The 26,964-nt window shown below is 35.1% G+C and carries 23 protein-coding genes; 20 read left to right on the top strand and 3 right to left on the bottom strand.

The features are described from left to right. Window positions 1-37 precede the first annotated feature (37 nt). From AC4BC4_RS12880 to AC4BC4_RS12825, 12 genes are all read left to right on the top strand, one after another. Window positions 38-1,336 carry a hemolysin family protein gene (locus AC4BC4_RS12880; protein WP_490475956.1) on the top strand — a complete coding sequence of 433 codons (1,299 nt, stop codon included), beginning with the start codon at window positions 38-40 and terminating at the stop codon, window positions 1,334-1,336. 227 nt (window positions 1,337-1,563) lie between these two features. Then, window positions 1,564-2,481, top strand: coding sequence for an L-lactate dehydrogenase (locus AC4BC4_RS12875; protein WP_490475955.1), 918 nt, complete (start codon window positions 1,564-1,566; stop codon window positions 2,479-2,481). Between the two features lie 39 nt (window positions 2,482-2,520). After that, window positions 2,521-3,240, top strand: a complete 720-nt coding sequence (locus tag AC4BC4_RS12870; RefSeq protein ID WP_490475954.1) for an epoxyqueuosine reductase QueH — start codon at window positions 2,521-2,523, stop codon at window positions 3,238-3,240. A gap of 171 nt (window positions 3,241-3,411) precedes the next feature. Further along, window positions 3,412-5,676: a 5-methyltetrahydropteroyltriglutamate--homocysteine S-methyltransferase gene (gene metE, locus AC4BC4_RS12865; protein WP_490475953.1), complete on the top strand. Its 2,265-nt coding sequence runs from the start codon at window positions 3,412-3,414 to the stop codon at window positions 5,674-5,676. Next, window positions 5,677-6,540, top strand: coding sequence for a methylenetetrahydrofolate reductase [NAD(P)H] (gene metF / locus AC4BC4_RS12860; RefSeq protein ID WP_438758384.1), 864 nt, complete (start codon window positions 5,677-5,679; stop codon window positions 6,538-6,540). It abuts the gene before it with no gap. Between the two features lie 768 nt (window positions 6,541-7,308). Beyond that, the gene (locus AC4BC4_RS12855) at window positions 7,309-7,947 is read left to right on the top strand and encodes a signal peptidase I (protein ID WP_490475952.1); all 639 of its coding nucleotides are present in this window, start codon (window positions 7,309-7,311) and stop codon (window positions 7,945-7,947) included. Between the two features lie 71 nt (window positions 7,948-8,018). Beyond that, window positions 8,019-9,266: a hypothetical protein gene (locus AC4BC4_RS12850; protein WP_490475951.1), complete on the top strand. Its 1,248-nt coding sequence runs from the start codon at window positions 8,019-8,021 to the stop codon at window positions 9,264-9,266. Window positions 9,267-9,305: 39 nt separating this feature from the next. Next, complete coding sequence (locus AC4BC4_RS12845) at window positions 9,306-10,040, top strand: LPXTG cell wall anchor domain-containing protein (protein ID WP_438758387.1); 735 nt, start codon at window positions 9,306-9,308, stop codon at window positions 10,038-10,040. A 16-nt stretch (window positions 10,041-10,056) separates the two neighbouring features. Then, window positions 10,057-10,899: a BsaA family SipW-dependent biofilm matrix protein gene (locus AC4BC4_RS12840; protein WP_490475950.1), complete on the top strand. Its 843-nt coding sequence runs from the start codon at window positions 10,057-10,059 to the stop codon at window positions 10,897-10,899. Between the two features lie 13 nt (window positions 10,900-10,912). Then, window positions 10,913-11,533: a hypothetical protein gene (locus AC4BC4_RS12835; RefSeq protein WP_490475949.1), complete on the top strand. Its 621-nt coding sequence runs from the start codon at window positions 10,913-10,915 to the stop codon at window positions 11,531-11,533. 118 nt (window positions 11,534-11,651) lie between these two features. Continuing rightward, window positions 11,652-14,189 carry a hypothetical protein gene (locus AC4BC4_RS12830; protein ID WP_438758390.1) on the top strand — a complete coding sequence of 846 codons (2,538 nt, stop codon included), beginning with the start codon at window positions 11,652-11,654 and terminating at the stop codon, window positions 14,187-14,189. Between the two features lie 308 nt (window positions 14,190-14,497). After that, window positions 14,498-15,205 carry a recombinase family protein gene (locus AC4BC4_RS12825; RefSeq protein WP_490475948.1) on the top strand — a complete coding sequence of 236 codons (708 nt, stop codon included), beginning with the start codon at window positions 14,498-14,500 and terminating at the stop codon, window positions 15,203-15,205. A gap of 72 nt (window positions 15,206-15,277) precedes the next feature. On the opposite strand, the gene AC4BC4_RS12820 is transcribed toward AC4BC4_RS12825, so the two are convergent. The 3 genes from AC4BC4_RS12820 to AC4BC4_RS12810 form a co-directional block, all read right to left on the bottom strand. Further along, entirely contained in the window at window positions 15,278-16,429 is a 1,152-nt protein-coding gene (locus AC4BC4_RS12820; protein WP_490475947.1) for a pyridoxal phosphate-dependent aminotransferase, read from the bottom strand. A gap of 242 nt (window positions 16,430-16,671) precedes the next feature. Continuing rightward, window positions 16,672-17,394 (bottom strand): amino acid ABC transporter ATP-binding protein, encoded by a 723-nt coding sequence (locus AC4BC4_RS12815; protein ID WP_490475946.1) that lies wholly within the window; start codon window positions 17,392-17,394, stop codon window positions 16,672-16,674. Further along, on the bottom strand, window positions 17,387-18,850 hold the full coding sequence (locus AC4BC4_RS12810; protein ID WP_490475945.1) for an ABC transporter substrate-binding protein/permease: 1,464 nt from the start codon (window positions 18,848-18,850) through the stop codon (window positions 17,387-17,389). Before AC4BC4_RS12810 ends, AC4BC4_RS12815 begins: the two co-directional genes overlap by 8 nt. Before the next feature lie 220 nt (window positions 18,851-19,070). Here AC4BC4_RS12810 and AC4BC4_RS12805 point away from each other — a divergent pair, with 220 nt between their 5' ends. The 8 genes from AC4BC4_RS12805 (at window position 19,071) to AC4BC4_RS12770 (ending at window position 26,949) form a co-directional block, all read left to right on the top strand. Next, on the top strand, window positions 19,071-20,159 hold the full coding sequence (locus tag AC4BC4_RS12805; RefSeq protein ID WP_490475944.1) for an iron-containing alcohol dehydrogenase family protein: 1,089 nt from the start codon (window positions 19,071-19,073) through the stop codon (window positions 20,157-20,159). 169 nt (window positions 20,160-20,328) lie between these two features. Then, on the top strand, window positions 20,329-21,474 hold the full coding sequence (tgt, locus tag AC4BC4_RS12800; protein WP_438758396.1) for a tRNA guanosine(34) transglycosylase Tgt: 1,146 nt from the start codon (window positions 20,329-20,331) through the stop codon (window positions 21,472-21,474). An 82-nt stretch (window positions 21,475-21,556) separates the two neighbouring features. Beyond that, window positions 21,557-21,928 (top strand): preprotein translocase subunit YajC, encoded by a 372-nt coding sequence (gene yajC / locus AC4BC4_RS12795; RefSeq protein WP_438758397.1) that lies wholly within the window; start codon window positions 21,557-21,559, stop codon window positions 21,926-21,928. A 49-nt stretch (window positions 21,929-21,977) separates the two neighbouring features. Next, on the top strand, window positions 21,978-22,292 hold the full coding sequence (locus AC4BC4_RS12790; RefSeq protein ID WP_490477381.1) for a post-transcriptional regulator: 315 nt from the start codon (window positions 21,978-21,980) through the stop codon (window positions 22,290-22,292). 182 nt (window positions 22,293-22,474) lie between these two features. Beyond that, window positions 22,475-23,215 (top strand): zeta toxin family protein, encoded by a 741-nt coding sequence (locus tag AC4BC4_RS12785; protein WP_490475943.1) that lies wholly within the window; start codon window positions 22,475-22,477, stop codon window positions 23,213-23,215. Next, window positions 23,215-23,592 carry a hypothetical protein gene (locus tag AC4BC4_RS12780; protein ID WP_490475942.1) on the top strand — a complete coding sequence of 126 codons (378 nt, stop codon included), beginning with the start codon at window positions 23,215-23,217 and terminating at the stop codon, window positions 23,590-23,592. The genes AC4BC4_RS12785 and AC4BC4_RS12780 overlap by 1 nt, the downstream gene beginning before the upstream one ends. A gap of 235 nt (window positions 23,593-23,827) precedes the next feature. Then, window positions 23,828-26,425: a bifunctional acetaldehyde-CoA/alcohol dehydrogenase gene (adhE, locus tag AC4BC4_RS12775; protein ID WP_438758400.1), complete on the top strand. Its 2,598-nt coding sequence runs from the start codon at window positions 23,828-23,830 to the stop codon at window positions 26,423-26,425. 92 nt (window positions 26,426-26,517) lie between these two features. Continuing rightward, complete coding sequence (locus tag AC4BC4_RS12770; RefSeq protein WP_490475941.1) at window positions 26,518-26,949, top strand: GNAT family N-acetyltransferase; 432 nt, start codon at window positions 26,518-26,520, stop codon at window positions 26,947-26,949. The last annotated feature ends 15 nt before the right edge of the window (window positions 26,950-26,964 follow it).

The raw sequence follows: 26,964 nt of genomic DNA, 5'->3' as shown, positions 1-26,964 counted from the left end.
TATAATAAACAGATAGAAGGAAAATGAGGTGTAACATATGCTTGCAATAAATTTTTTTATATTATTTTTAATGATTGCAATTACAGCATTTTTTGTAGCAAGTGAATTTGCTTTAGTTAAAATTCGAATGTCCAGACTGGAACAATTAAAAAAAGACAACGTTAAAAATGCAGAACTCGCAATCCATGTAACGCATCATTTAGATGCTTATTTATCAGCTTGCCAATTGGGTATCACATTAACAGGATTAATTATAGGTTGGGTTGGTGAAGGATCGGTAGCGACACTACTTCATCCACTGATAGGAGATTTGCCAATAAGTGCTACGCTCAGTCGTACGATCTCCATCATTTTGGGATTTGCTATAGTGACGTATGTAGATGTTGTTGTTGGAGAATTATTGCCTAAAAGCTACAGTATTGCTCAAGCTGAAAAAGTGGTTTTAGGAATCGTTAAACCGCTTCACTATTTTTATAAAGTGATGTATCCTTTCATTTGGTTATTGAACCATTCTGCGGCAAAATTAGGGAAAGTATTAGGAATAAAACTTATTTCAGAAGGTGAAGAAACCTTGACCCAAGAAGAGTTGCTATATGTTGCAGTTGATTCTTATAAAAAAGGTGAACTGACTGAAGAGGAATATCATTATATGGAAAATGTGTTTGAATTTGATGATACCTTAGCCAAAGAGATTCAGGTCGATCGAACATCAATGGAAGTTTTTGAAGCAGATGAAACCGTAGAACAAGCTATCCAGCACTCGTTAAAGCGAGGACATACACGTTATCCAGTTATCGAAGAATCTAAGGATAAAGTATTAGGATATGTTACATTGCCAGCTTTGATCAAGGAGTCATTTATCAATGATCAACGAAAAGTTAGCGAATTAGTCGAAGAGCCGATTATTGCTCTAGCGACGATCCCAATCAAAAGTTTATTGACGATGATGCGAAAAGAAGGGAAACACATTGCCATTTTGAAAGATGAATATGGCGGAACGACAGGGATGGTCACGATTGAGGATATTTTAGAAGAACTGGTGGGAGATATCAGGGATGAAACAGACTTAGAAAATGCCTTAATTGCGAAAGAATCGAGTAATTCTTATATTATTTCTGGGAAAATCACACTTGATGATTTTGAACGTTATTTTAAAGTTAAAATTCCATCGTTTGAAGATTCTGAAATGTCGACATTAGCTGGGTTTATTGTGGAGCAAAAAAACAATCAAATTGCTGTAGGTGACCAAATCAAGATCGATCGTTTTACTTTTGAAGTAATGGATTATGAGCATGCCCATATTGATTATTTTAAGGTAACTAAATCAGCTGAATAAAAAAATGAGCCCGAAACAAAACGAAAAACAAGTTTTGTTTCGGGCTTTATAGTTGGCTAAACGGCGAAAAAAAGGAGCTACTGTAAATCTCTTTAATTACTTAAAATTTCGGGAAAGTCTTTTAGACTCTTTTATGTTAGCTGATTTTCACTTGGAGTGTAAAATAAGATTGACTTGAACTGGTTATTCAGCTAGGATTAAGAAAAAGTGAAATAGGGAGTGTTTGGATGCGAAAGGTAGGCATTATTGGATTAGGACATGTGGGTGCAACACTTGCTTATACATTGGTCACTGAAAGCTTAGTTGATGAGCTTGTTTTGATTGATAAAAATGAGACATTAGCTGTTTCTGAAGAATATGATTTACTAGATGCAGAAGTTTTTTTGACGGGTAAGACCAAAATCGTTATTCAAGATTACCAAGCTTTAAAAGATGCATCGGTCATTGTTTTTTGTGCAGGCCAGATTAGTGCATTAGGAGACGATGGCGACCGTTTTAAGGAACTTGAGATCACGAGTAAAATAGTAGAAGAAATAGCGCCTAAAATTAAGCAGTCTGGATTTAATGGTATTATTTTAACAATTACGAATCCATGCGATGTGATTGCAGCGTATATGCAAAAATTAACAGGATTTGAAACGAATAAAGTATTTGGAACAGGTACGATGTTGGATACAGCACGGATGAAACAAGCAGTCAGTCGTAATTTATCGATCGACAGTCGCAATATTGGTGGTTATGTTTATGGTGAACATGGGGATTCTCAATTTGTTGCGTGGTCAAGTGTGACAGTTGGAGATCAGCCACTTTTGACTTGGAGCAGTGAACTTGATTTAGAGGGATTAGATGAAGACGTTCGGGCAGGGGGCTGGAATGCATTTGCAGGAAAAGGCTATACAAGTTATGGTATTGCAACTTGCGCTGCTCGTCTCGTTGGAATGATTCTAAACGATTCAAAAACGATTGTTCCTGTTTCCGCTTATAATAAACAAGCGGATGCATATTATGGTCAACCTGCTATAATTGGAAAAAATGGTACAGAATCATTGATCGATTGTTCGTTGACTGAAAAAGAAATCGACGCCTTAAAAAAATCTATTGAGATCATCAAAAATGGTCTGGCTAACTTACCATTTGAGCACTAAGATAAAGCGTATCATTCTACTAAATCTGGAGGTGATCCATTGATAAACTTAACGGAAATAACGGAAAAGATGTCCTCAAATCAAAAAATCAATTATGATCGTGTCCTGCAAAAAGTGATTATGGACTGGGAAAAATCGGATAGTCGTCCAACTGTTTTACTTCACAGTTGCTGTGCGCCTTGTAGTACGTATTCACTTGAATATTTGACACAATATGCAGACGTCACGATTTTCTTCGCTAATTCAAATATTCATCCACGAGCAGAATATCAACGCCGAGAAATCGTACAGCAAAAATTTGTAGCGGATTTCAATGAAAAAACCAATAATCAGGTTCAATTTTTAGCGGCGCCTTATGAACCGAATAAGTTCATCCAAATAGTGCAGGAAAAAGAACTAACTGAAGAACCAGAAGGTGGAAAGCGCTGTTCTGCCTGTTTTCAGATGCGCCTAGATATTGTTGCAGAAAAAGTACAAGAATTAGGCTACGATTACTTCGGTAGCGCACTGACGCTATCTCCAAAGAAAAATAGTCAATTGATCAATGAAATCGGAATCGATATTCAAAAATTCTATGCAACCAACTATTTACCAAGTGATTTTAAGAAGAATAATGGTTATAAACGTTCGATCGAACTGTGTAAAGAATACGACGTGTATCGTCAATGTTACTGTGGTTGTATGTTTGCAGCGGCAAAACAAGGTGTTGATTTAAAAGCAGTGAATAAAGAAGCGAAAGCATTTTTAGCAGAACAATAAGAATAGTTAATCAAGACGATGATTTCAGATAGTTGAAACCATTGTTTTTTTTGAGGATTTTTATTTTTTTGTTATAGTTTTAAACTATATATTTTGATAGAAAATAAGTGTTATTCTATATTGTCTTCTCGTGGTAAGCTAGTTGAAATACCTTATTGAAGGAGGAAAAGTATGAAAACATCGATTATCGGGTTCCCGCGAGTGGGAGAATTAAGAGAATTAAAATTTGCAACAGAAAAATATTTTAGAAAAGAAATTTCAGCAGAAGAATTGGAAGCAAAAGGCAAAGAACTGCGCACTAAGCATTGGCAATTGTTAGTCGATCAGGGAATCGATTTTATTCCAAGTAATGATTTTTCATTTTTTGATACAACCTTAGATACAGCGGTTTTATTGAATATCATACCTGAAAAATATCAAGCGTTACATTTATCTCCGTTAGAAACTTATTTTGCATTGGCAAGAGGATACCAAGGAAAAGCCGGAGATGTCACAGCATTGGCAATGAAAAAATGGTTCAATACCAATTATCATTATATGGTTCCAGAAATCGATGATGATACAAAGTTGAAACTTGTTGGAGAAAAAATCTTTACCACCTTTAATGAAGCAAAAGAAGTGGGTGTTGTTACTAAGCCAACGATAATCGGTCCATTTACTTTATTAAAATTAGCTACTTATCACGGATCAAAACAGGCAAGTGATTTTTATGAAGACGCAATTACAGCCTATTCACAAATTTTTGCTCAATTAGCAGAACTTGGGTGTGAATGGCTTCAACTTGATGAACCAGCTTTAGTTTTAGATCTATCACTAGCAGAAGTTAAGCAATTTAAAGCGTTGTATCAAAAATTATTAGCTAAAAAAGGAAATTTAAAAATACTAATGCAAACATATTTCGGAGACGTTCGAGATGTTTACCAGGAATTGATTGATTTACCAGTTGATGGAATAGGGTTAGATTTTGTTGAAGGGAGAAAAATACTAAGTTTGCTTGAAGACTATGGATTTCCAAATGATAAATTATTGTTCGCTGGAATCATAAACGGAAAAAATATTTGGAAAAACGATTATCAAGCAACATTAACATTACTTGAAAAGCTTCAACCATACGGCGATATCGTATTAAATACATCGTGTTCATTATTGCATGTGCCATTTACATTAGGCAATGAGTCCCTATTATCAACAGACGTAACCAATTATTTTGCGTTTGCCGTCGAAAAATTAACTGAATTGAATGATTTGAAGCAGATAGTTGAGAATAAAGAAGACAATCAAGACTTGTTGAATGCTAATATTACCTTATTTGAACAGCAACGCTTTTCTAAAAATGAGCAGGTGGCACAACAGATCAAAGCCTTGACTGAAAAGGATTTTATCCGATTACCAGAATTGGAAAAACGTGCAGTTATTCAAGAAGATAAATTAAAACTGCCAATTCTACCAACCACCACGATCGGTTCTTTTCCGCAAACAAAAGAAGTCAAACTAAATCGAGCGAAATTTAGAAAAGGTGAGATCGCTGAAACTGAATATACAGCTTTTAACCAAGAAAAAATTGCGGCGTGTGTTGCTTTTCAGGAAAAAATCGGATTAGATGTTTTAGTGCATGGTGAATTTGAACGTAATGATATGGTCGAATACTTTGGTGAAAGTTTAGAGGGCTATCTATTTACTGAAAAAGCTTGGGTTCAATCATACGGAACTCGCTGTGTAAAACCACCAATTATCTGGGGAGATGTTTCTCGATCAAATCCGATCACCGTGGCCTACTCTAAATACGCTCAAAGTTTGACGGATAAACCGGTGAAAGGCATGCTGACAGGTCCTGTAACGATTCTAAATTGGTCATTCCCGCGTGAAGATATCAGTTTAAGAGAATCAACGTTACAGTTAGCTTTGGCCATTCAAGAAGAAGTCTTAGATTTAGAAGCGAATGGAATTGAAATTATTCAAATTGATGAAGCCGCACTTCGTGAAAAGCTACCATTACGTCAAACGGATTGGCATTCTGAGTACTTGGATTGGGCAATACCAGCTTTCCGTCTTGTTCATAGTAAAGTACAACCGACAACTCAAATTCATACTCATATGTGTTATAGCGAATTTTCGGACATTATTCAAGATATTGATAATATGGATGCAGATGTTATTTCATTTGAAGCATCTCGCTCAAATTTAGATATTTTAGATGCATTAAAAGCAATCGATTTTAGAACGCAAGTTGGACCGGGTGTTTATGATATTCATTCGCCGCGTGTTCCATCAGTAGAAGAAATCGAAACAACGATCTATAATATTTTAAACAAATTACCAATTGAAAAAGTTTGGGTCAATCCAGATTGTGGCCTGAAAACGCGAGGAGTACCGGAAACAGAAGCAAGTTTGAAAAAATTAGTACTCGCAGCAAAAAAGGTCCGTGGAGGGGTTTAAATGAGAACTGATGCCTTGTTCAAAGAAAAAACCGTCTTTTCCTATGAAATTTTTCCGCCGAGACGAACAGCACCGATCGATACAATCTATCAGACGTTGGAACGCTTAAAAGGACAACAACCAGATTTTATCAGTGTAACATTGGGTGCTGGTGGAACAGGTGAGAACTTAAGTACTGCAGACATTGCTCAGAAAATTCAAGAGGAGCAATTTTTGCCAAGTGTCGCACATTTACCTGCCGTGAATTTTTCTAAAGATGAAATTATTGTTATTTTAGAAGAACTAAAGCAAAAAAATGTAGAAAATATTTTAGCTTTAAGAGGGGATATTATACCGGATAAAGAACCAAAAAAAGATTTTGCTCATGCTAATGATTTGGTCACGTTTATTCAAGAACAAGGTAATTTCAACATTATTGGTGCTTGTTATCCCGAAACCCATGGGGACTCTGAGAGCGCAGTTGAAGACATTAGAAACTTGAAGCGTAAAGTTGATTCTGGAACGAATCAATTGATCACACAGTTATTTTTTGATAATAATTATTTTTATACATTCAAAGAAAAGTGTGATATTGCCAATATCAATGTACCGATACAGGCAGGTATTATGCCTGTAGTCAATAAAAAGCAAATTGAGCGAATTGTAAAAATGTCTAATGTGACATTGCCGACAAAGTTTTTAAAAATGATGGAACGCTATGAGCATAATCCAGAAGCTATTCGGGATGCTGGTATTGCTTATGCAATCAATCAAATTGTGGATTTAGTGGCACAAGGAGCAAATGGAATTCATTTATATACAATGAATAATCCTTATGTAGCACAGAAAATTAGAGAAGCAACACGTAGTTTATTTATTGCATAATTTAAAAAAATGCAGGATTCAATTGTTTTTGAGTGTCAACTCAGGACAGTTAGATCTTGCATTTTTTTATAATCTAATTTTATATAAAGTGTTTCCTAGGTGTTATTATTATTTTTCTGAATTTGTTCAACATTATGAATGTCATTATTTTATGATAATTAAATAACGTTTATATGAATTTTTATTAAAAACATTTTTATTATAATTTGCACGTTTTTTAGTTTTTGTTTTTTCGTAAAATGCATTCCATGTTCATTAAAAATGTTTTTTATAAGGTTTTTAAGGTTTGGGTAAATTTAATTTTCTTAATTAGTAAAAAAATTGAAGAGAAAATTTACGAATAGTTATTGACATTAAAAATAACAAGATATATAGTTTTATGTAGAGGATTAAGTTATTTTTTAATTATGATCTTAGTTTGTTCGTTGAAGTTATCGTATTTTGTTTTATCTACGACAAAATTACTAATTTAGTACGATTCAATGAAATGAAAGGAGTCTTTATATGCCAAGAAAAGCGCCTATCCAAAATAGTGCGAGTTCTAAAGACGAAAAGGCTAGGCGGATTGATTCAAAAAAATATTCAGTTTTTTATGCAGAGTCTAAAAGGATATTTCCAGAAAATAAACGAGATAAGCGGCGCGTGGTAAAGGTAAGACCGCGATCAACAGCACGAATCTCTCATAATGAATATTCCGAAAAGTTTAGAAGTTCTGAATGTTCAAAGCCTCGTCAGGTACGGCCTCGTAGAACTGTTCAAAAACGAAAAATGAGACAGGGTTATAGTGAAATAGAACGGAAACAGATGACTAAAAGTCCAAGCTTCTTGCTGTTTTCTATTTTAAGCAATTTGGTGTTTTACGGAATTACAATTGGAATCATTTTGATGTCAGTGATGTTTTCATTTAGCTCAAAGTCAACAGCATCGATTTTTGGTTATCGATTTTATACTGTTTTAACTAATTCTATGGTTCCTCAAGAGAATGGACCTAAAGGTGGTTTTTATGCGGGAGATATCGTTATCGTTAAGTTGATGGATGATAATAAAATCAAAAAAGATGATATTGTAACATTTGCTGTTGGAGATGGTTCTCGTTATCTAACTCACCGGATGGTGGAACGAAAAAATGAATTAAACGGAGAAAAAGGAGATTATCTTATTACAAAAGGGGATGCCAATCAGAGTAATGATCCGCCCGTAAAGGCAGATCGTGTTCTTGGAAAAGTAGTATTTGCGCTTCCCAAGATAGGTAGTGTTATAGCGTTTGCTCGAGAAGAATTTTGGGCATGTCTAGTGTGTATTTTTTCTTTATATGGATTTTTCTTAGTGCTGAAGGCCTACCTATTTTCACAAAAAGAAGAACCAGCTGGTAGAAGAAATAGAAGGAGCCCAGCATACGAACGGTGATATTACCACTTTATCTTATCTAATAGGAAAAGTGTAAATATATATTATATTTTTATAGGAGGATATTAAGAATGAAGAAGAACAAGAAGAAAAAGTTGGTAGCCGCAGCTTGTCTAGCATTATTAGCAGCTGCCGCAGGTACTTTTGCATGGATCAATTCTCAAGATCAACGAATTAACCGTGTAAAATCTGCCGCAATCAAAGATGGTAGTGTCAGTGTAGAGGAAAATTGGAATCCCAAACCAATTGTTCCTGGTACAGATGCAACGAAAGAAGTAGCTGTGACGAATTCAGGAAATACTCCGGTTTTTGTTCGTGTTTCGTATGAAGAAGTTTTGAAATATTTGACAGAAAAAGGTGCTGTGACGAATCGAACTATCGGATGGAAAGCCAGCGAAACATCTACTTTATCAGATGATATTCCAGTTGAATATGATGGAGAAAAGTATAAAGATGCAGGAAGTGGCTACATAGATGTAACAGCTCAAGTAAAAAATAGCTCTGCAGCTGCTTTGCCAGCCGGAGTAAAAGTGTATGCAAAAGGTTCTGTCACTAAAGATCCAGTGACAGGTGATGAAAACACAACGTTCAGCTATTCCGCATTCTTTGAATATGCTCCTAGCAAATATCAAGCGATGGAATCAGAAGTATCGGTAGCAAGTGGAAATACTGTTGATTCGCAAATCGAAAGTTGGAACTTTGTTATGCCTAAAGCAGAATACCTAGTTTACAAAGGTGGATATAGCCATAAAGCAACAAACTGGGCAGCATCTTCTTTAGAAGGAGCTTCAACAGAGGCAACGGCAGCGAAAGCTTCTCTTTTAGGTAGTGCTGGGAAAAAATACGACGTAGATTATAACTATACAATTGCTGCTTTAGGTTTAAGTGCACTTCCAGCTGTTACTCCAGCAACAGCTACCGATCAAATTCCAGTTACCAATGCAGATAAAAAAGGTATCCAAGCAGATAAAGAGGCTTTAGGAGTGAGCGGAATTAAAGTAGAGTATGGTGCGGACATGATTACAACAGCAGCACTAGCTAAAGATAAATGGGCTTACAATAAAGAGGACGGTTATTTCTACTTCACAAGTCCAATTATTTCAGGTGCTACAACGCCACACCTATTGAAAAAATTAGTATTTACAAATGATGTAGGAACAGAATTTACAAATGCGACATATGATTTGATTGTAAAAATGGAAGCCATTCAAGCAACTAAAGAAGCGCTAACTGATAGTACTGGTTGGAACTTAAAGGGAGCGGATGATTCAGAAACTAAAAAAATTACGACGTATCTAGATGGACAAGCAGCAAGCTAGATTTCTAGCCAAAAAAAGTAAAAGGAAGGGGTGCAAACGATGCAACAATATCACGTACGAGAACGTCTATTGTTACGGGTTTTGGGCGGTTTATTGAGTATTTTTATCACGTTTACAAGTGGATCGTTACTAGCTGTTGCCAGTCAAACCCTTCCTCCGGGAGTGGTCATTGGCGATGAGACAGGAATATTTGCTTCTTCAGAAGGAGAGTATTATGTTGATTTGCCGAATGTCTTACCTGGAGAAAGCTATGAAAAAACGATTACGATTCGTGGTATGGATGTAAAAGAACCATTTGAATTAGGAATTTTAGTAACTCCAGATGCAACAAAAGGAGTTATCAATTTTAATAAAATGATTACATTGACTTTGTCTATTGATGGGAAAAAATTGTATCAGGGCCCTTTATTAGGAAATGGAGAATTTGATTGGACAGTCCAACCGCTTACAATAGGAACTTGCGAGTATGGTAAAGATCAGATTTTAACTGCGGTATTCGAGGTAGATAAAGACCTAACTCTTGCTGATTATAAGGAAGAAAGCCAGCTATTGTATCATTGGACCTTTATTGCAACAAAAAATCAATCAAAAAAATCAGATACTACAGATAGTCGTTCCGCTATAAAAGATAAATCAAAATCTAAAGGAACCTTTCCGATGACGGGAGAAGAAATCAAAAACCTGATTTACCAAACACTTGCAGGGCTATTATTGGTATTGATTGTAATTCTATTATGGAAAAAACGTAAAGAAAAATTAGATCAAGAGGAGTAGAGGAAGGGGGAGACCGATGAGTGGAGTAAAAAAATTGTTGAAAATAATCAATCAGAATAAATCTTTCTTGGCTGTCTTTTCTTTATTTTTAAGCCTTTTACTTGTAGTAGGGAGTACATACTCATGGATTACCTATAGCGATGAAAAGATCAATCAAAACGAGTCACATAGTAAAAAGCTTTCTGCGGTAATTGATGAGGTCTTCACTCCAAATCTGCAGTGGGCACAAGGAAAGACGACTGAAAAGAAATTACTAGTGAAAAATGACGGACAAATGCCAGCTCTTGTTCGGATATCGTTGTATGAATTTTTCACTCAGTTTACGCTTGATATGACTGATGGTGTTGGTAATGGTAATCAAAAAATTGTTAGCAAATCAAGTGGTTCTGATATGACAATGGAAGATACTGCTACATGGAAAAAAGGTAATACATATAAAATTGCTTCTGAAAAGTATTATGTAGCATCCGAGGTTTACAAAGGGGATAAAACAAATCCAAATACGGCGTATGTCTATAAAAAAAGTCGATCATTTGAGGGGCTTAAATACTTAAGGATTCAATTTAATGATGCTGATATCTATGATGAAAATGAGCAACCATTACCTGATGCACAGAATTATTGGTATTATTCAGATGGTTATTTTTACTACTCAGAAGTGTTGCAACCACAAGAAAAAACAAAACAACTTGTCCAAAGTATTACTTTAGCTAGCGCTTTACCTAACAAGTATAAGGGCTCTTTATACCAGTTAATTCCAGTTATGGATGCGCATGATGTTACAAAATCTCTAATGAAAAACTGGAAGATTTCTTCGGGTTCATATGTGGAAGCAATGTATCTTGAAAAAGTTAATTAGGAGAGGAGTAAAAATGAAAAAAAAGAACAAAATCGTCCATTTTTTGTTGATATTACCTATACTTATTTTGTTTTTAGTTATTGGAAGCGTAGCTGCATATGCCGCAATGATGATGAACGACGAGAAAGCAAATCTTTTTCAGATCGGCAATCTTCAGACTAAAGTTAAAGAAGTTTTCACAGAACCTACTGCGATTAAGCCAGATGAGAAAGTCGTAAAAAAAGTAGCAGTGGAAAATACTGGAACTGTTAATCAGTTTATTCGAGTGATGCTTCACCCTGAAATTCATTTGGAAAGTCTTGGAAGTATCCGGTTATTGCCTTCAAAGATTGGAGAAGAGATTTTTTTAGATTTGAATAGCACAGAGTGGAAGCTAGGAGAAGATGGCTATTATTATTACCTGAAAAGTTTAAGGCCTGGTGAATCTAATGTTACGAAAGACCTCTTTACAGAAGTCAAATTGAAAAATGATTTAGGATTAGAGTATCACAACGCTTATATCAGTTTATTGATAAAAGTAGAAGCAATTAATTGCGCACAATATGCTTATCGTGAGGCATGGTGGCAGGGAGCTACACCTAGTAGTGGAGCTTTACAGACAATCGACAAAGAATTAGCTAAACAAGCAGAATAACGTTAGGCACATGGAATAATTATTCCATGTTGGCCTATTTCAATTCAACACTCATGAAATGAGTGTTTTCTAAAAAGGAAATCATTGATTTGATAAGTATTGATAAGAAGGAGATAAAATGAAAAAAAAAGAGAACAAAAATAGTAAAAAATGGTTGTTTGTACTATCAGTAATAGTAGCTGTAATTTGCGGTTATTTTATAATAAATAGAGATACTTTGAAGGCTTTTACAGTTGTAACCAAAGGTGATTTCAAGCTAACAGTAGAGAATAAGTGGAGTCAAGAGGATCGAAAGAATTTTGCTGATTTAAAATGGGATAAGATAGATGATATAGGTCAGTCAGGTTATCAATTGTATCAATCTGAGGATGGAACAACTTGGAACAACCGGTCTTTAAAGTATGGAAAAGCAATAAAAGTACTAAATATTTATCCCGATGATCCTAAGTCTGCTAAATTAGGAGAATGGATGGATGAGCTAAATTTGAAGGCATTAGATGGAAGTAACTTGATTCAAGTTACTTCAGAATCATTAAGTAACTATAATGCCAATCCCAATAAATATTTGAAAAACAGTGCTGATGAATATCAATATGATGTTTTGATGTTTGGTTCCTGGGATGGGAATAATAAAATGGATATGAAGCAAAATGCTGCCAATGAAACAAAGCAATATCTAAATACGGGAAGAGGGGTACTATTTGGTCATGATACTGTCATTACTATAAGACCAGTTTTTTATGCTAATTTTAAAAATTTATTAGGTGTAGGTTATCGTCTTGAATCAGGTGGTGTGACGGATACGGGATCTTCAGAAGTTAAGCTGATAAATAATGGCTATTTAATGAAATACCCTTTTGAAATGGAAAATGATTTGGTTCTAAAAATTCCATATGCTCATAACTACGAGTTACAAAAGAAAGATGTTGGAACAACGTGGCTTGAATTTATTAATCCTTCAGGTAGATGGCCAAATCCAATCTATGATAGTGGTGCTTGGCGGGGAGGGTGGTATTTAAAAACGAATAACAATGTTGGGATGATTCAAACAGGGCATTCCTCAGGAGATTCGAGTATAGACGAGAGAAAAATAATAGCTAATACATTGTATAATTTGTCACAAGTATCATTAGATAATTTCGCTAGTGATCAAAGTGTTAAAGATGATCAAGCTCCCGATATGCCCAAAACTAGTATACATTGCGGTAAAGAAGGTGATGATTTAAGGGTTATGCTTGATGCTGTTGATAAAGGTAAGGAATATCAGTGGTACATAGAAGCGAATACTAAAAAGAGTGGCAAAAAAAAATCAGATGTCATAAAAGAAACCATCATAAGTAATATTGCAGGATATTTTTACGAGGTAACCGATTCTCCAAATTCTTCTTTACATCAAAAAGTAGACGGATACAAAGATTCATACGGAAGAATAGATCCGATGAAATATGATTTATATGTTGCTCCAGATGATGATTCTATCAAATATGATACTAGGGATTCTTTCATTATTCATGAAAGAACAAATTCAGAAAAGTATCTACATGTTTTAGCTGTAGACCGTTCTAATAATATATCTCAAGTGAACAGTCAAAAATTAGAAGACTTGAATCAAAGTATTGAGTTTAAAGTTGAACGTACGAAAGATGAGGCAAAATTAATTAATTTAAAATTGGATAATACTTTAAATAATAAAATGGAGACATTAGAAATTGTCATACCTAAAAATACAGTGATTAAAGATTTTAATTCTTTAAATCTTCCACCGAATTGGTCACTTCAAGAAAGTAATGAAACGATTGATAATAAGTTTTTTTCATTTAAAATTAAGGAAAAAAATGATTTGGCAACAATTACTAATTTTATAAAAAATATACGCTTTTCAATCAACACTCCTTTTGATCAAAAGGGTGAGCTAAAAATAGTATTTTATGAAAAAGACAAAAATACATCAGTGATAAGTAATGTCACTAAAGTTTGTTGGGCTGAAGATATACCTCAAAAAGTCTCATTAAAAGCGTATGATGAAATGGGCAATCCAATACCTGCTGCTGATTTATTGTTAGATCAGAAATTGACGATTGAAAAGAAAGAAACGATTGTGCCGAGAACGATTGATTTCTATGATTTTATTAAACTAGTAAGTATTGAAGAAATACCGATTTCTCCACTTGAATGGATAATCACAAATGAATTTCAAACAGGGAATTTGATTTATGACTTACGTAAATTAACAATTCATAGTAGACAAGTTGTTAATGATAATAATAAGCAAGTAGTTATACCAAAAAGTGGATTTTCAGTATTGACAAGTGAAACTCAAAGTGGTGAAAAAACGAATGAATTCTCATTAACAATGAATTCAACTGCAAATAATAGTTCAATCTTTGATACTTATATTATTCGCTATCAGCGTAATGAGCCTCTATATATTTTTAGTACAAAAATTCCGATGAATTACGAATTGATTGGGTATGTGCTGACAACTCAAAAAGAAGAGCATCAGCCGAATGCCAATATTCAGACGTCGATTCAATTTGATGTATCAGTCACTCCAGAAGTCTGGGTGACGACGTATATTAAACCAGTCACTGATACCCCTTCACTTTATCACTGGGAGTATAAAGAAAATAATTTGGGTATAATTACATCAAAATGAAGAAAAACATATATTTGATTTATAAATGAGTTTGAAAATATTGGTTCATAGGTGCCGCCATATAGAATAACTTAAAATCCTAAATCAACAGATAGGAAGGTCATATAAGTGTATTTACTTTTAGTATCATTAGGTGTCATTATTTTTTTCCACAGTATACTACTTACGTTTATCATTCGAAAAAATGTAGAAATAGAGCATCGACTTAATCAAATTACTAAAAGAAAATTATTTTCTAAAAAAAGATAAGTAGATAAAATAAAGAATTTAAGAAATGATAATCCAATAAAATAAGGAAGTTGGTAAGAATGTATCTAGGTTATGCTCATGGTAATAAATTGAATAAACAATTTGATTTTTTAGAAATTTATGGACTAGATGAAATATTTTCAGATGAGGAACATAGTTATGAAGTGTTTCAAAATCCTGAGAGTGAGTATCAAAGATTATTGAATTCCACTGAACCAGGCGATTGTATGGTAATTGTTTTTTTGGAGGTAATATCAAGAGATTACCAGCAATTACTTAGGTTTTTGAACGAACTGGAAGATTTAGAACTAGATTTAGTTGTATTAACCGCGCCAGAGTTGAATTTGAACGATTGGAGAGCGGTGGTCTCGTGGATAAGTCGAAATGATCAGTTAATACATCCGCGTTTAATCAAGATGAAGTTGATACGAGAAAAAAGTGAGAATAAAGAAACCTATTCTGTGTTTACTCGAGATCCGGAAGCAAAACAATTATATCGTGATATCGCTTGGCAATTGGTTAAAAAACGTAAATTAAGACAAATTGCCAAACGCAATGGTGTTCCAGTTGAGACGATTTATCGAATCCAGCAAGAAATTAAAAAAGTAAAATTAGCGGTAATCTTAGCAATCTGTTTCTTCCTAGCTATTGCTACTATCAAAATTACTGAGAATTTTTCCGATAATGTACTTATTCAAATCGTGGTTTGTGTTGTTTCAACATTAGTGATTCTCTATAATACATTGTCAGATAGCGAACAACCGTAGCGAAAGATCGGATAAAGATAAAAAAGTTTTGCATTTCCTGTCACTACGATAGGAAATGCAAAATTTTTTTATCTAAAAATCCATTTTTTCGATTCGATCAAAAGCTTCTTTTAAGATCTCTATATTTTGAGTTGCTGCTAGGCGAACATAATCATCGCCAGTTGTTTCGCCAAAAGCTTTTCCAGGAATCATTAATACATTCGTTTCCTTTAAGACTTTTTCAACAAATGGAACGGAAGTTAGACCTGTTTTGGAAATATTAATAAATGCATAGATACTTCCTTTGACTGGATGTAGTGAAAGGAAGGGAATCTTGGCGATTCTTTGCTCCAGATATTCCAGACGTTCTTTAAATACAGAGACCACGTTTGTTACGAGTATTTCGGCGTGGTTCAAGGCATAGATGCCTGCTTGTTGAGAAGGGCTTGGCGCAGAGTACGTAATACTTTCGTTGATCAATTTGGCTGCATCGTTGATATAATCAGGTGCAATCATATAGCCAATACGCCAGCCAGTCATTGCGAAGGCTTTTGAGAAGCTGCTGAATGTAATAGTATTTTCGGGAGCGAATGTTGCCATCGGTACGAAATCGTCATAGAAACAAAAGGCTTCATACACTTCATCAGAGAGAATATAAAAATCATGCTCAATGGCCAAATCAGCAATTTCTTTGAATAGTTTAGGAGAAAAGACAGCTCCAGTTGGGTTATTTGGTGAATTAATAATAATTGCTTTTGTTTTTTCTGTAATAGCTGCCTTCAGCACGTCGATATTGATTTGAAAATCATCTTTTTCGTATGTTGGAATAAATACTGGTTTGCCTCCAGCAAAAAGGACTTGATCTTTATAGGGCGAGAAATAGGGTTCGTGTATAATTACTTCATCTTCAGGATCAAGCAATACCTGTAAGGTTAAATACATACCATGTAATGCGCCAACTGTGGCACGTACTTGATTTGCTTCGAAGGATAAGCCATATTGTTTTTGATAAAAAGTGATCACGCTATCAATGAATTCTTGACTGCCGCCTGATGCGGTGTATTTGGTATGGCCGTTTTTAACGTCTGTAAACGCCGCTTCGATTATTTGTTCATCGGTAATCAAATCTGGATCACCAATCGATAAATCCAATAAATCTGGTACTTTTTTAGCTAAAGTAGCGATATCCATCAAGATATTTTCAGCAGGTTGCTGATGTTTTTTTGCAATGTTTGAACGATCCATATTCGTACCTCCAATTATTTATTGCTTTATCTATTCTATACTATTTTTTTAAGAGGCTAGAAGATAACTCTACGAGTTATACCCTAGCCTTAAAAAATCCGAACAAATAGTGGGAGCGGAAGCAACTCCTTTTTAAATAAGTTGACATTCACAAAAATTTGAAGCGTAATTTACGTGAATTCCCTCTTATTTCTCGGCGTTAAATGCTTTTGTCCCAACCTTGTTTTGTCTTCTTTCAGTTTCTATAAAACTTTTCTTAAGAAATCCTGAGTCCTTGGGTTCTTAGGTTGTCCAAAAATCTCTTCTGGCGTACCTTCTTCCTGAATGATTCCAGTATCCATAAAAATCACACGATCTGCTACTTCACGAGCGAAACCCATTTCATGTGTTACAACGACCATCGTCATTCCTTCAACTGCCAAGGCTTTCATAACAGCTAAAACTTCACCAACCATTTCGGGATCAAGTGCAGAGGTTGGTTCATCAAAAAGCATCACATCAGGATTCATTGCTAAGGCACGTGCGATGGCTACCCGTTGTTGTTGCCCACCAGATAAACTTGAAGGATAGCTCGTCGCTTTATCTTTTAGGCCAACTTGTTCTAATAAAGCAACAGCTTTTTCTTTTGCGGCTTCTGACGATTCCTTTTTGACTTTTATTGGGCTGATCGTTAGATTATCTAAGACTGTTTTATGTGGAAACAGATTGAAATTTTGGAATACCATGCCCATTTTCTGGCGAAGAGCGTCAATATCTGTATCTTTATCCAATAAATTTTTTCCTTCAAATTCAATTGTTCCATCGGTTGGTTGTTCTAATAAGTTTAAGCAACGCAAGAAGGTACTTTTTCCGCTGCCTGAAGGACCAATGATTACGACAACTTCTCCAGCTTTTACATCCAAATCAATGCCTTTTAAGACGTCATTTTTCCCGAAGGTTTTGTGTAAGTTTTTAATATTAATCACTAGTGCTCATTCTCCTTTCAGCAACACCTAACAGGCGTGAAATGGTAAAGGTTAAAACAAAATAAATCAATGATACTACTAAATATGGTAAGAAAGGTTTAAAGCTAGCGCCTTGAACATTGCCAGCTTGGAAAATCAATTCCGAAACGCCGATAACAGAAACAACAGAAGATTCTTTGATTACAGTGACAAATTCATTTCCTAAAGCAGGTAAGATATTCTTGATTGCTTGCGGTAAAATGATGTAACGCATTGCTTGTGGTTGATTCATACCAAGAGAACGTGCAGCTTCTAATTGCCCTTTGTTGACTGCATTGATTCCCGCACGAACGATTTCAGCAACATAAGCACCACTATTTAAGGCTAAAGCGATGCAACCAGCAGCGACTTTTGATAAATCAAGACCTAAAACTCCTGTACCAAAATAAACGATAAAGATTTGAACCAATAAAGGAGTACCACGAACATATTCGATATAGCAAATTGCAATGCCGCGTAAAATTTTTGATTTGGATAATTTCATTAAGGCAAGTATACCACCTAGAATCGCGCCAAATAGAACACCCATAAAGGCCAAGAAAATTGTATAACCAGCACCGCTGATATAGAATTTACCATATTTTCCAAGGAAGCTTTCATCGTCGGTAAACATTAATTTACCTGCTTCTTTTTTGTAGCCATCAAGTAAATTATTATCATTGATCGTTTTAATCGAAGCGTTGACTTTTTGTTCTAAAACAGGTGCATTTTTAGGAATCGCAACTGCTGCATCTTTTTGCCCATGTTCAAATGAAACGTCTGCAAATTTTAATTCTTGATCACGATCAACATAAGCTTCGGCAACAGGACCTTCTAGCACTGCAGCATCAACTTTTTTATTTTTCAAATTCATAATAATGTCTGGTACTTTTTGCAAAGAAGTTGGAATTGAACCGATAAGTTCCGTCTTCGCTAACTCTTCTTGAGTGGTTTGTTTTTGCACACCAACTTTTACACTATCAAAATCTGTTGTAGATTTGAATTGTTCTTGATCACCGTTTCTGACAACCACTTTTTGCTGAACTGTCATGTAAGGGGATGAAAAATTAACTTCTTGTAATCGTTCAGGAGTTGGTGCCATTCCTGAAATAATCAAATCGATTTTACCAGTTTTTAAGGCACCTAATAATGCATCAAAACCCAATTCTTCGATTTTTAATTTAACTCCAAGATCATCTGCGATTTTTTGTGCGATCGAGATATCAAAACCAACGATTTGGTCTTTACCATCAACATCTGCATGGAATTCATAGGGAGCATAGTCGGCAGATAAACCAACGATCAATTCTCCTCGTTTCATAATGCTGTCATAAACAGGATCTTTTTCTTCGGCAACGGCCGTAGTTACTGGAACAAAAGTGAGTAGTACCAGCAATAGAGGAATAATAAGTGCTAAAGTTTTTTTACATAAGTTCATTTGCTTTTCTCCTTTATAATAAAATGGATAGTAGCTGAGTAGGCACAACTACTTATTTTTCAATAAATATTCTAAAAAATGCGTATAAATGTATAAAAATTTATTGTTTTTGGATGTGTTTTATCATATCATAGATTAAGGGAAAGGAAAAGTGAATTTTATCAAAGAATTTACAAAAATTCACTTTTGCATAAAAATGAGTAATGAAAGGTCGAGAAGAATGAGTCAGTCATTGATAGTAAGAGGAGCACCGCAAGAATATGAATGCCGAGTTGGGGCGTGGGATGAATTAGAAGAACATTTAAATAGAAGAAAGATCAAACGGGTAATGGTTTTGCATGGGAAAGATTCATGGGAAGCCGCTAAACCTTATTTTCCTAAATTAATGAATATAGAGACATATTTTATCTATTATGGCGGAGAATGTACGGATGAGCACACACAAACATTAAAACAAGTTTTTGAACGCGAGCAATTAGACGGGATCATCGCTGTCGGAGGTGGAAAAATTGCAGATTTAGGAAAAGCGGTAGCGAATCAATGTGATACGCCTATCTTGATTTTACCAACACTTGCTGCAACTTGCGCTGCGTATACACCATTAAGTGTCATATATGACAATGATGGAGCTATGGACCGTTATGATGTCTTTCCTAAAAGCAATGCGTTAGTTTTGATTGAGCCTAAAGTTATTTTAGATTCACCGATTGAACTGATGGTCGCAGGGATCGGCGATACTGTCGCTAAGTGGTATGAAGCAGATGCAATGATCTCACAATTAGCGGTACAGCCGATTGAAATCCAAGTATCTGTATTTGCAGCTCAAAAATGTCGAGACGTTTTACTTTCTGACAGTCAAGAAGCACTTAATGCTATGGAAGAAAAAGAAATCAATCAAGCTTTTTTAAATGTTGTAGAAACCAATATTTTGCTAGGTGGAATGGTGGGTGGATTCGGAGATGATTACGGACGAACTTCTGGGGCTCACTCGATTCATGATGCATTGACTATTTTGCCAGAGAGTCACCACCAACTTCATGGCAATAAAGTTGCATATGGTGTTTTGGTTCAGTTAGTGATCGAAAATAAATGGTCGGAAATAGAGCAGCTAATACCATTTTATCGCAGTCTGGGGTTACCGATTTCTTTAAAAGAAATGAAGATGAATTTATCAGAGGAAGATTATCAGTGTGTTTCCAAGCGTGCTGCTGAGCCGCATGAAACTATTCATTATATGAAGGAAAAGATTACACCAGAAATTATAAAAAAAGCAATGATCGAACTTGAAAGAGCAATGAGCAGCAAATAAATGAATTTGAAAAAATCAAAAAAACTGGAGATCGAAGATTTTGAAATCTTATTTTCAGTTTTTTTTTGTCTAAGGATATGCTAAAGAAAGTCCGCAAAACCTTGCAAATATGAACAAAAAAAAGTATGATGAGGAAAGTGTAAATTTACAAAAGAAAGTAGGAGAATGAATGACAGAACCAGCCATTCGTTATCGTTTAATAAAGAAAGAAAAACATACCGGTGCCCGTTTAGGAGAAATAATCACGCCTCATGGTACTTTTCCAACACCAATGTTTATGCCTGTAGGAACGTTAGCGACAGTAAAAACAATGTCACCTGAAGACTTAAAAGAGATGGGGGCAGGAATAATTTTGAGCAATACGTATCATTTGTGGCTTCGTCCAGGAGATGATTTGATTGCGGAAGCTGGCGGCTTACATAAATTTATGAATTGGGACCAACCGATTTTAACCGATTCTGGTGGCTTCCAAGTGTTCTCACTAAGTGATATGCGTAAAATCACAGAAGAAGGCGTTCATTTTAGACACCATTTAAATGGATCGAAGCTGTTTCTCTCACCAGAAAAGGCGATTAACATCCAGAATAATCTTGGGTCTGATATTATGATGAGTTTTGATGAATGTCCACCGTTTGATGAAAGCTATGATTATGTAAAGAAATCGATCGAGCGTACATCACGTTGGGCAGAACGTGGCTTGAAAGCTCATGCTAATCCAGATCGTCAAGGATTATTTGGAATCATTCAAGGTGCAGGTTTTGAAGAGTTACGTCGTCAAAGTGCGAAAGATTTGATCAGTATGGATTTTCCTGGCTATTCCATCGGTGGATTGTCTGTTGGTGAACCTAAAGCTGAAATGAACCGCGTTTTAGATTTTACAACTCCTTTGATTCCTGATAATAAACCAAGATATCTAATGGGTGTGGGAACAGCTGATTCATTGATCGATGGCGTGATTCGTGGTATCGATATGTTTGATTGTGTGTTACCGACTCGAATTGCTAGAAATGGTACTTGTATGACGTCTAAAGGTCGTCTTGTTGTTAAAAATGCGCAATACGCAAGAGATTTCCGTCCGTTGGATGAGAAATGTGATTGTTATACTTGTAAAAACTATACACGTGCGTATATTCGTCATTTGATCAAAGCAGATGAAACATTTGGTATTCGCTTAACATCTTACCATAATCTATATTTCTTATTGAACCTAATGAAGCAAGTTCGTCAGGCAATTATGGATGATAATTTACTAGAATTCAGACAAGCCTTTTTTGAAGAATATGGCTTCAATAAAGAGAATGCAAAAAGTTTCTAAAAAAATGATCAAAAGACTAGTGTTGTACAAGAAATTTTGTTACAGTAAACTAGTGATTATAGGATAGAGAGGTGAATAGATAATGGGCGGAGGACTTTCGTTTATTTTACCATTAATTCTTTTAGCGGGAATGATGTTTTTTATGACACGTTCGCAAAAGAAACAACAAAATGAACGTCAAACACTTTTAGAAGCAATGAAAGTGGGCGATGAAATTGTCACAATCGGTGGATTGCATGGTGTAATTTCTGAAATCGATAATGACAAGAAAACTGTACTGATTGACTGTGAAGGAATCATCCTTGAATTTGATCGTGCGGCAATCAAAACAGTGAAACCAGGTAGCGTTGTTGTAAATGACAATGATGTGACTGTAGTTGAGACTAAAGAAGAAATAGTGGTTGAAGAACCAACTGTAACTGAAACTTCTGAAAACAACGAGACGAAAGAATAAATTCCAGCTTGCTGGAATTTTTTCTTTCTATCACATCTGTAGATCATACATAAGGTCATTCTTTAGAAAGAAGGGGAGAACCATCGAAAAGCTGTCATGGCACCAAAAGTTCTTATTGAAAAAAGAATTAAAAATAAAATGCCGATTCTTTCAGCAACTTGGTTATTCATCGGTTAATGAAAATGAGTTGATGAACTATCTTGTTTCTTATCGTTGGAAAAAGAACCCTCCGTCATCTATCAAAGTTTGTCGTGAAGATATTTTACATATTGAACCAAACGAATTTTTTGATTATCAGCAATTGATTGCCCAAACAAGTAGTCTCACAATAAAAGATTGGCAAGATTTAACGGACCTGTTTTAAATAGTACCAAAAATTGGAATTAATTTTTAATTTAACGGTCTTTTTCCGCTTTTTGTATGATATAATAATTATATTGTTTTTTATAAAAAGTGTAGGGGAAAGATTATGACAACTAAGGAAGCTTATTTCGATGAAAAAAAAGCCAGTATTGTATTTCAAGAGCTTTATTTCATGATTCAATTGTGACTATTACTGATAAAATTTGCGAAGGGTATCGAGAATTAGCTGTTGAAGACCAGAAAAAACAAATTGTTTTTATTGGCGGCGGATCTGGTGTTGGAAAGACGACGACCATCACTCAGTTACCCATCTATGATGAGATAAAAAAATTCAATAGCGTTGATGCAGATCAAATCAAAGCGTTACTTCCTGAATACTATTGTGAAGATTTGAATAGAAGATTTGCAGATAAGGTTCATGATGAGAGTAGTGATCTTTCGGCGAAAATGCTAAAATGTTATCAGAAGCTAGAAAGAAAAATAGTTTATGATGGAACTATGAAAAATGCTGCTAAGTATCGTAAACTGATCAAAGAGTTTTACGATAATGGGTACGAGATTACCCTTATATTTATTGATTGTGAATTACCAACAGCCTATAGACGAGTTGCCTATAGGGAGAGGGATACAGGCAGAGAAGTAGAGACTGAAATTATCAGAGATTCAAATTATCTATCTGCTAGAACATTGATCACATTATTGCAGGAATTTGATCATGAAATTGCTAATGTGTTAATCATTAATTCTTCTTGTGATAAAAGGGAATTAGTTTGTTCAAAAAGTACAGATAAAGTTGGAATAACTATTTTGAAACAAGATTTGTATAATGAAATTCTATTGAAATCTAATACGGATAATAAGAATTTTATGACAATTCATAATATGATAAGGTTATCAAAAAAAACTAAGGGAGGAAAAGCCTAATGGATATTGGAAAACTATTACAAAAGACGATTGAAAGCTTTCCAACCGAAAGTTATAAAGAATTAGAAAAAAAACAAGTTCAATATATTAGAGAAAATGAAGAACAGTTGCATAAACAAGCTGAAGATAGAATGCGTGCTCAAGAAAAGAAGCAACGAGAGTTTACTATTGCGAAAGTTACAGATAGCAATAGCAGTACCGAAAAATATATAATCAAGAAATTTATTGAAACACTTTCTCCAACTCCTTATGTTGAGATAAGACAAACTACTAAACAAAGTTTAAATGCTTATCACAATCATATGGCTATAAATCGCTTGGCTAGTCAAAAGTTAGAACATTATCCAGACGTTATTTTTCATTCTGATGATAGATAAAGAAGTTAGAGTCAGAAAGTTTACATATTCTCAAATAACAATAGTGAACGAAAGACCTAAGTGTATTGGTAAATCGCCTATATATTTAGTTTTTTTTTGATCATAAAAAAATTTTGCGTTTTAATGTGAAAAAAATCACAATAACTATTTACAAGATAAAAATAATGTTGTATGATGTGTATGTGAAACAATTAACAAACAAAAATAAATAATTTATTTTTCTAGGAGGATCACAATGGCTAAAACAATGAAGAAAGAAGATACTAAAAAAACTGATGTAGCAGCAATGATCGACGAGTTAGCAAAAAAAGCAAATGTCGCTTTAAAAGAAATGGAAGACTTCGATCAAGAAAAAGTTGACCACATTGTGCACCAAATGGCAATGGCTGCTTTAGATCAACATATGCCTCTAGCAAAAATGGCCGTAGAAGAAACTGGTCGCGGAATTTATGAAGATAAAGCAATTAAAAACATGTACGCTTCTGAATATATTTGGAACAGTATCAAACATGATAAAACAGTAGGCGTCATCAATCAAGATGATCAAACTGGTTTGATTGAAATTGCTGAACCAGTAGGAGTTGTTTGCGGGGTTACACCAACAACGAACCCAACATCAACTACGATTTTTAAAGCCTTGATTGCTATCAAAACACGTAACCCAATCGTATTTGCATTCCATCCAAGTGCCCAAAAATGTTCTGCAGAGGCTGCTCGTATCGTCCGTGATGCTGCTATCAAAGCAGGCGCTCCTGAAAACTGTGTACAATGGATCGAACAACCTTCATTAGAAGCAACTTCAGGTTTGATGAATCATCCTGGGATCGCAATCGTTTTAGCCACTGGTGGTAGTGCTATGGTGAAATCAGCATACTCAACTGGTAAACCAGCTTTGGGTGTTGGACCAGGTAACGTTCCGTCTTATATTGAAAAAACAGCCAAAATCAAACGTGCAGTCAATGACTTGATCGTGTCTAAATCATTCGATAACGGTATGATTTGTGCCTCTGAACAAGCTGTGATCGTAGATAAAGAAGTATATGCAGCTGTAAAAGCTGAATTTGAAGCTCATCAAGTGTATTTCGTTAAACCAAACGAATTACAAAAACTAGAAGATGCCGTAATGAATGAAGGAAAATATGCCGTGAATCCAGCAATCGTTGGTTACTCAGCTGAACATATTGCAGAGCTTGCCGGCATTAAAGTACCAAAAGGAACGAAAATTTTAATTGCTGAACTTGAAGGTGCAGGAGCTGAATATCCACTTTCACGCGAAAAATTATCTCCAGTTCTAGCCATGATGAAAGCAAAAAATACAGATCATGCTTTTGATCTATGTGAAGCAATGCTTGAATTAGGTGGATTAGGACATACAGCTGTGATCCATACAGAAGATGAAGCGTTACAAGTGAAATTTGGTTTGCGCATGAAAGCTTGCCGTATCTTAGTAAACTCTCCATCAGCAGAAGGCGGAATCGGTAATATCTATAACGAAATGATTCCTTCATTAACATTAGGTTGCGGATCTTATGGTAAAAACTCAGTCTCTAAAAACGTATCTGCTGTCAACTTGATCAACGTTAAAACTGTAGCGAAACGGAGAAATAATATGCAATGGTTCAAATTACCGCCAAAAATTTTCTTTGAAAAAAATTCATTACAATATCTACAAAAAATGGAGAATGTTGAACGTGTGATGATCGTCTGTGATCCAGGAATGGTTCAATTTGGTTATGCTGATACGGTTCGTAAAGAATTACAAAAACGTAAAAATGACGTTCAAATCGAAGTATTCTCAGCAGTAGAACCAAATCCATCTACAAACACAGTTTATGCTGGAACAAAAGTTATGATTGATTTTGAACCTGATACAATCATCGCTTTAGGTGGGGGATCTGCAATGGATGCAGCCAAAGGCATGTGGATGTTCTATGAACACCCAGATACAGAATTCTTTGGCGCTAAACAAAAATTCTTAGATATCCGTAAACGTACGTATAAAATTGAAAAAGCAGTTAAAACTCAGTTTGTATGTATCCCAACAACATCAGGTACGGGTTCAGAAGTAACGCCATTTGCAGTTATTACAGATAGCGAAACACATGTAAAATACCCATTAGCTGACTATGCATTGACGCCAGACGTTGCGATCATCGATCCTCAATTTGTGATGTCAGTTCCGGCTTCTGTAACAGCTGATACTGGTATGGACGTATTGACACATGCAATCGAGTCTTATGTTTCAGTAATGGCTTCTGATTATACGCGTGGATTAAGTCTACAAGCAATCAAATTAGTCTTTGAACACTTAGAAAACTCAGTGAAACGTCCAGATGCAGAAAGCCGTGAAAAAATGCATAACGCATCAACAATGGCTGGTATGGCTTTTGCCAATGCATTCTTAGGAATTTGTCACTCAGTAGCACACAAAATTGGTGGAGAATATGGGATTCCTCACGGACGTACAAATGCGATTTTATTACCGCATATCATCCGATACAATGCCAAAGATCCTTCAAAACATGCAATGTTCCCTAAATATGATTACTTCCGTGCAGACACAGATTACGCTGATATTGCGAAATTCTTAGGTCTTAAAGGAAAAAATACAGCAGAATTAGTGGATGCATTAGCAACAGCTGTTTACGATTTAGGTGTATCAGTTGGAATCGACATGAACTTGAAGGCACAAGGTGTGACACAAGAAATTCTTGATTCAACTGTTGATCATATGGCTGAACTTGCTTATGAAGATCAATGTACAACAGCAAATCCAAAAGAACCATTGATCAGTGAATTGAAACAAATCATTATTGATGCCTACAATGGTTAATTGAATATAAAAGAAGAGTAGCTGATAAGTTGCTCTTCTTTTTTTATGAAAAGGAGTATAATGAGGGAAAATCAACAGTGGAGGGATAGATAATGGTCGTCAGAGAAGCAAAAATCGAAGATATAGATTCCATCAATCGACTAAACACTTATCCATTAAAACATGAATATTTATTGGAAGATGCTAAAGAACAGCTAAACTACTTACTTTCATCACCCGTCAATAAATTATTTGTAAAAGAAATAGAAGGAGAAGTGGCGGGATATATTCAGTTAAGTGAATATGTCTGTACGTATGGCCCGATATTAATGAACGTTATGGCACTTGTGGTAGACGAAGACCTGCATGGAATGGGCGTAGGTAAATCACTATTGAATCATGCAGAGCAATGGGCAAAAGAAAACAGTGCAAAAGGAATTCGGCTAAATTCAGGTGTAGAACGAATCGAAGCCCATAAATTTTATGAGCACCAAGGATATGAAAGTGTCAAGAATCAAGTGAATTTCAGAAAATTATTTCAATAAAAATAAATCAAGAAA

It is taken from the genome of Enterococcus sp. AMC1086, from assembly GCF_058216575.1.
The sequence above is the reverse complement of the archived record's forward strand: the minus strand, read 5'-3'. Positions and strand labels throughout refer to the sequence as shown.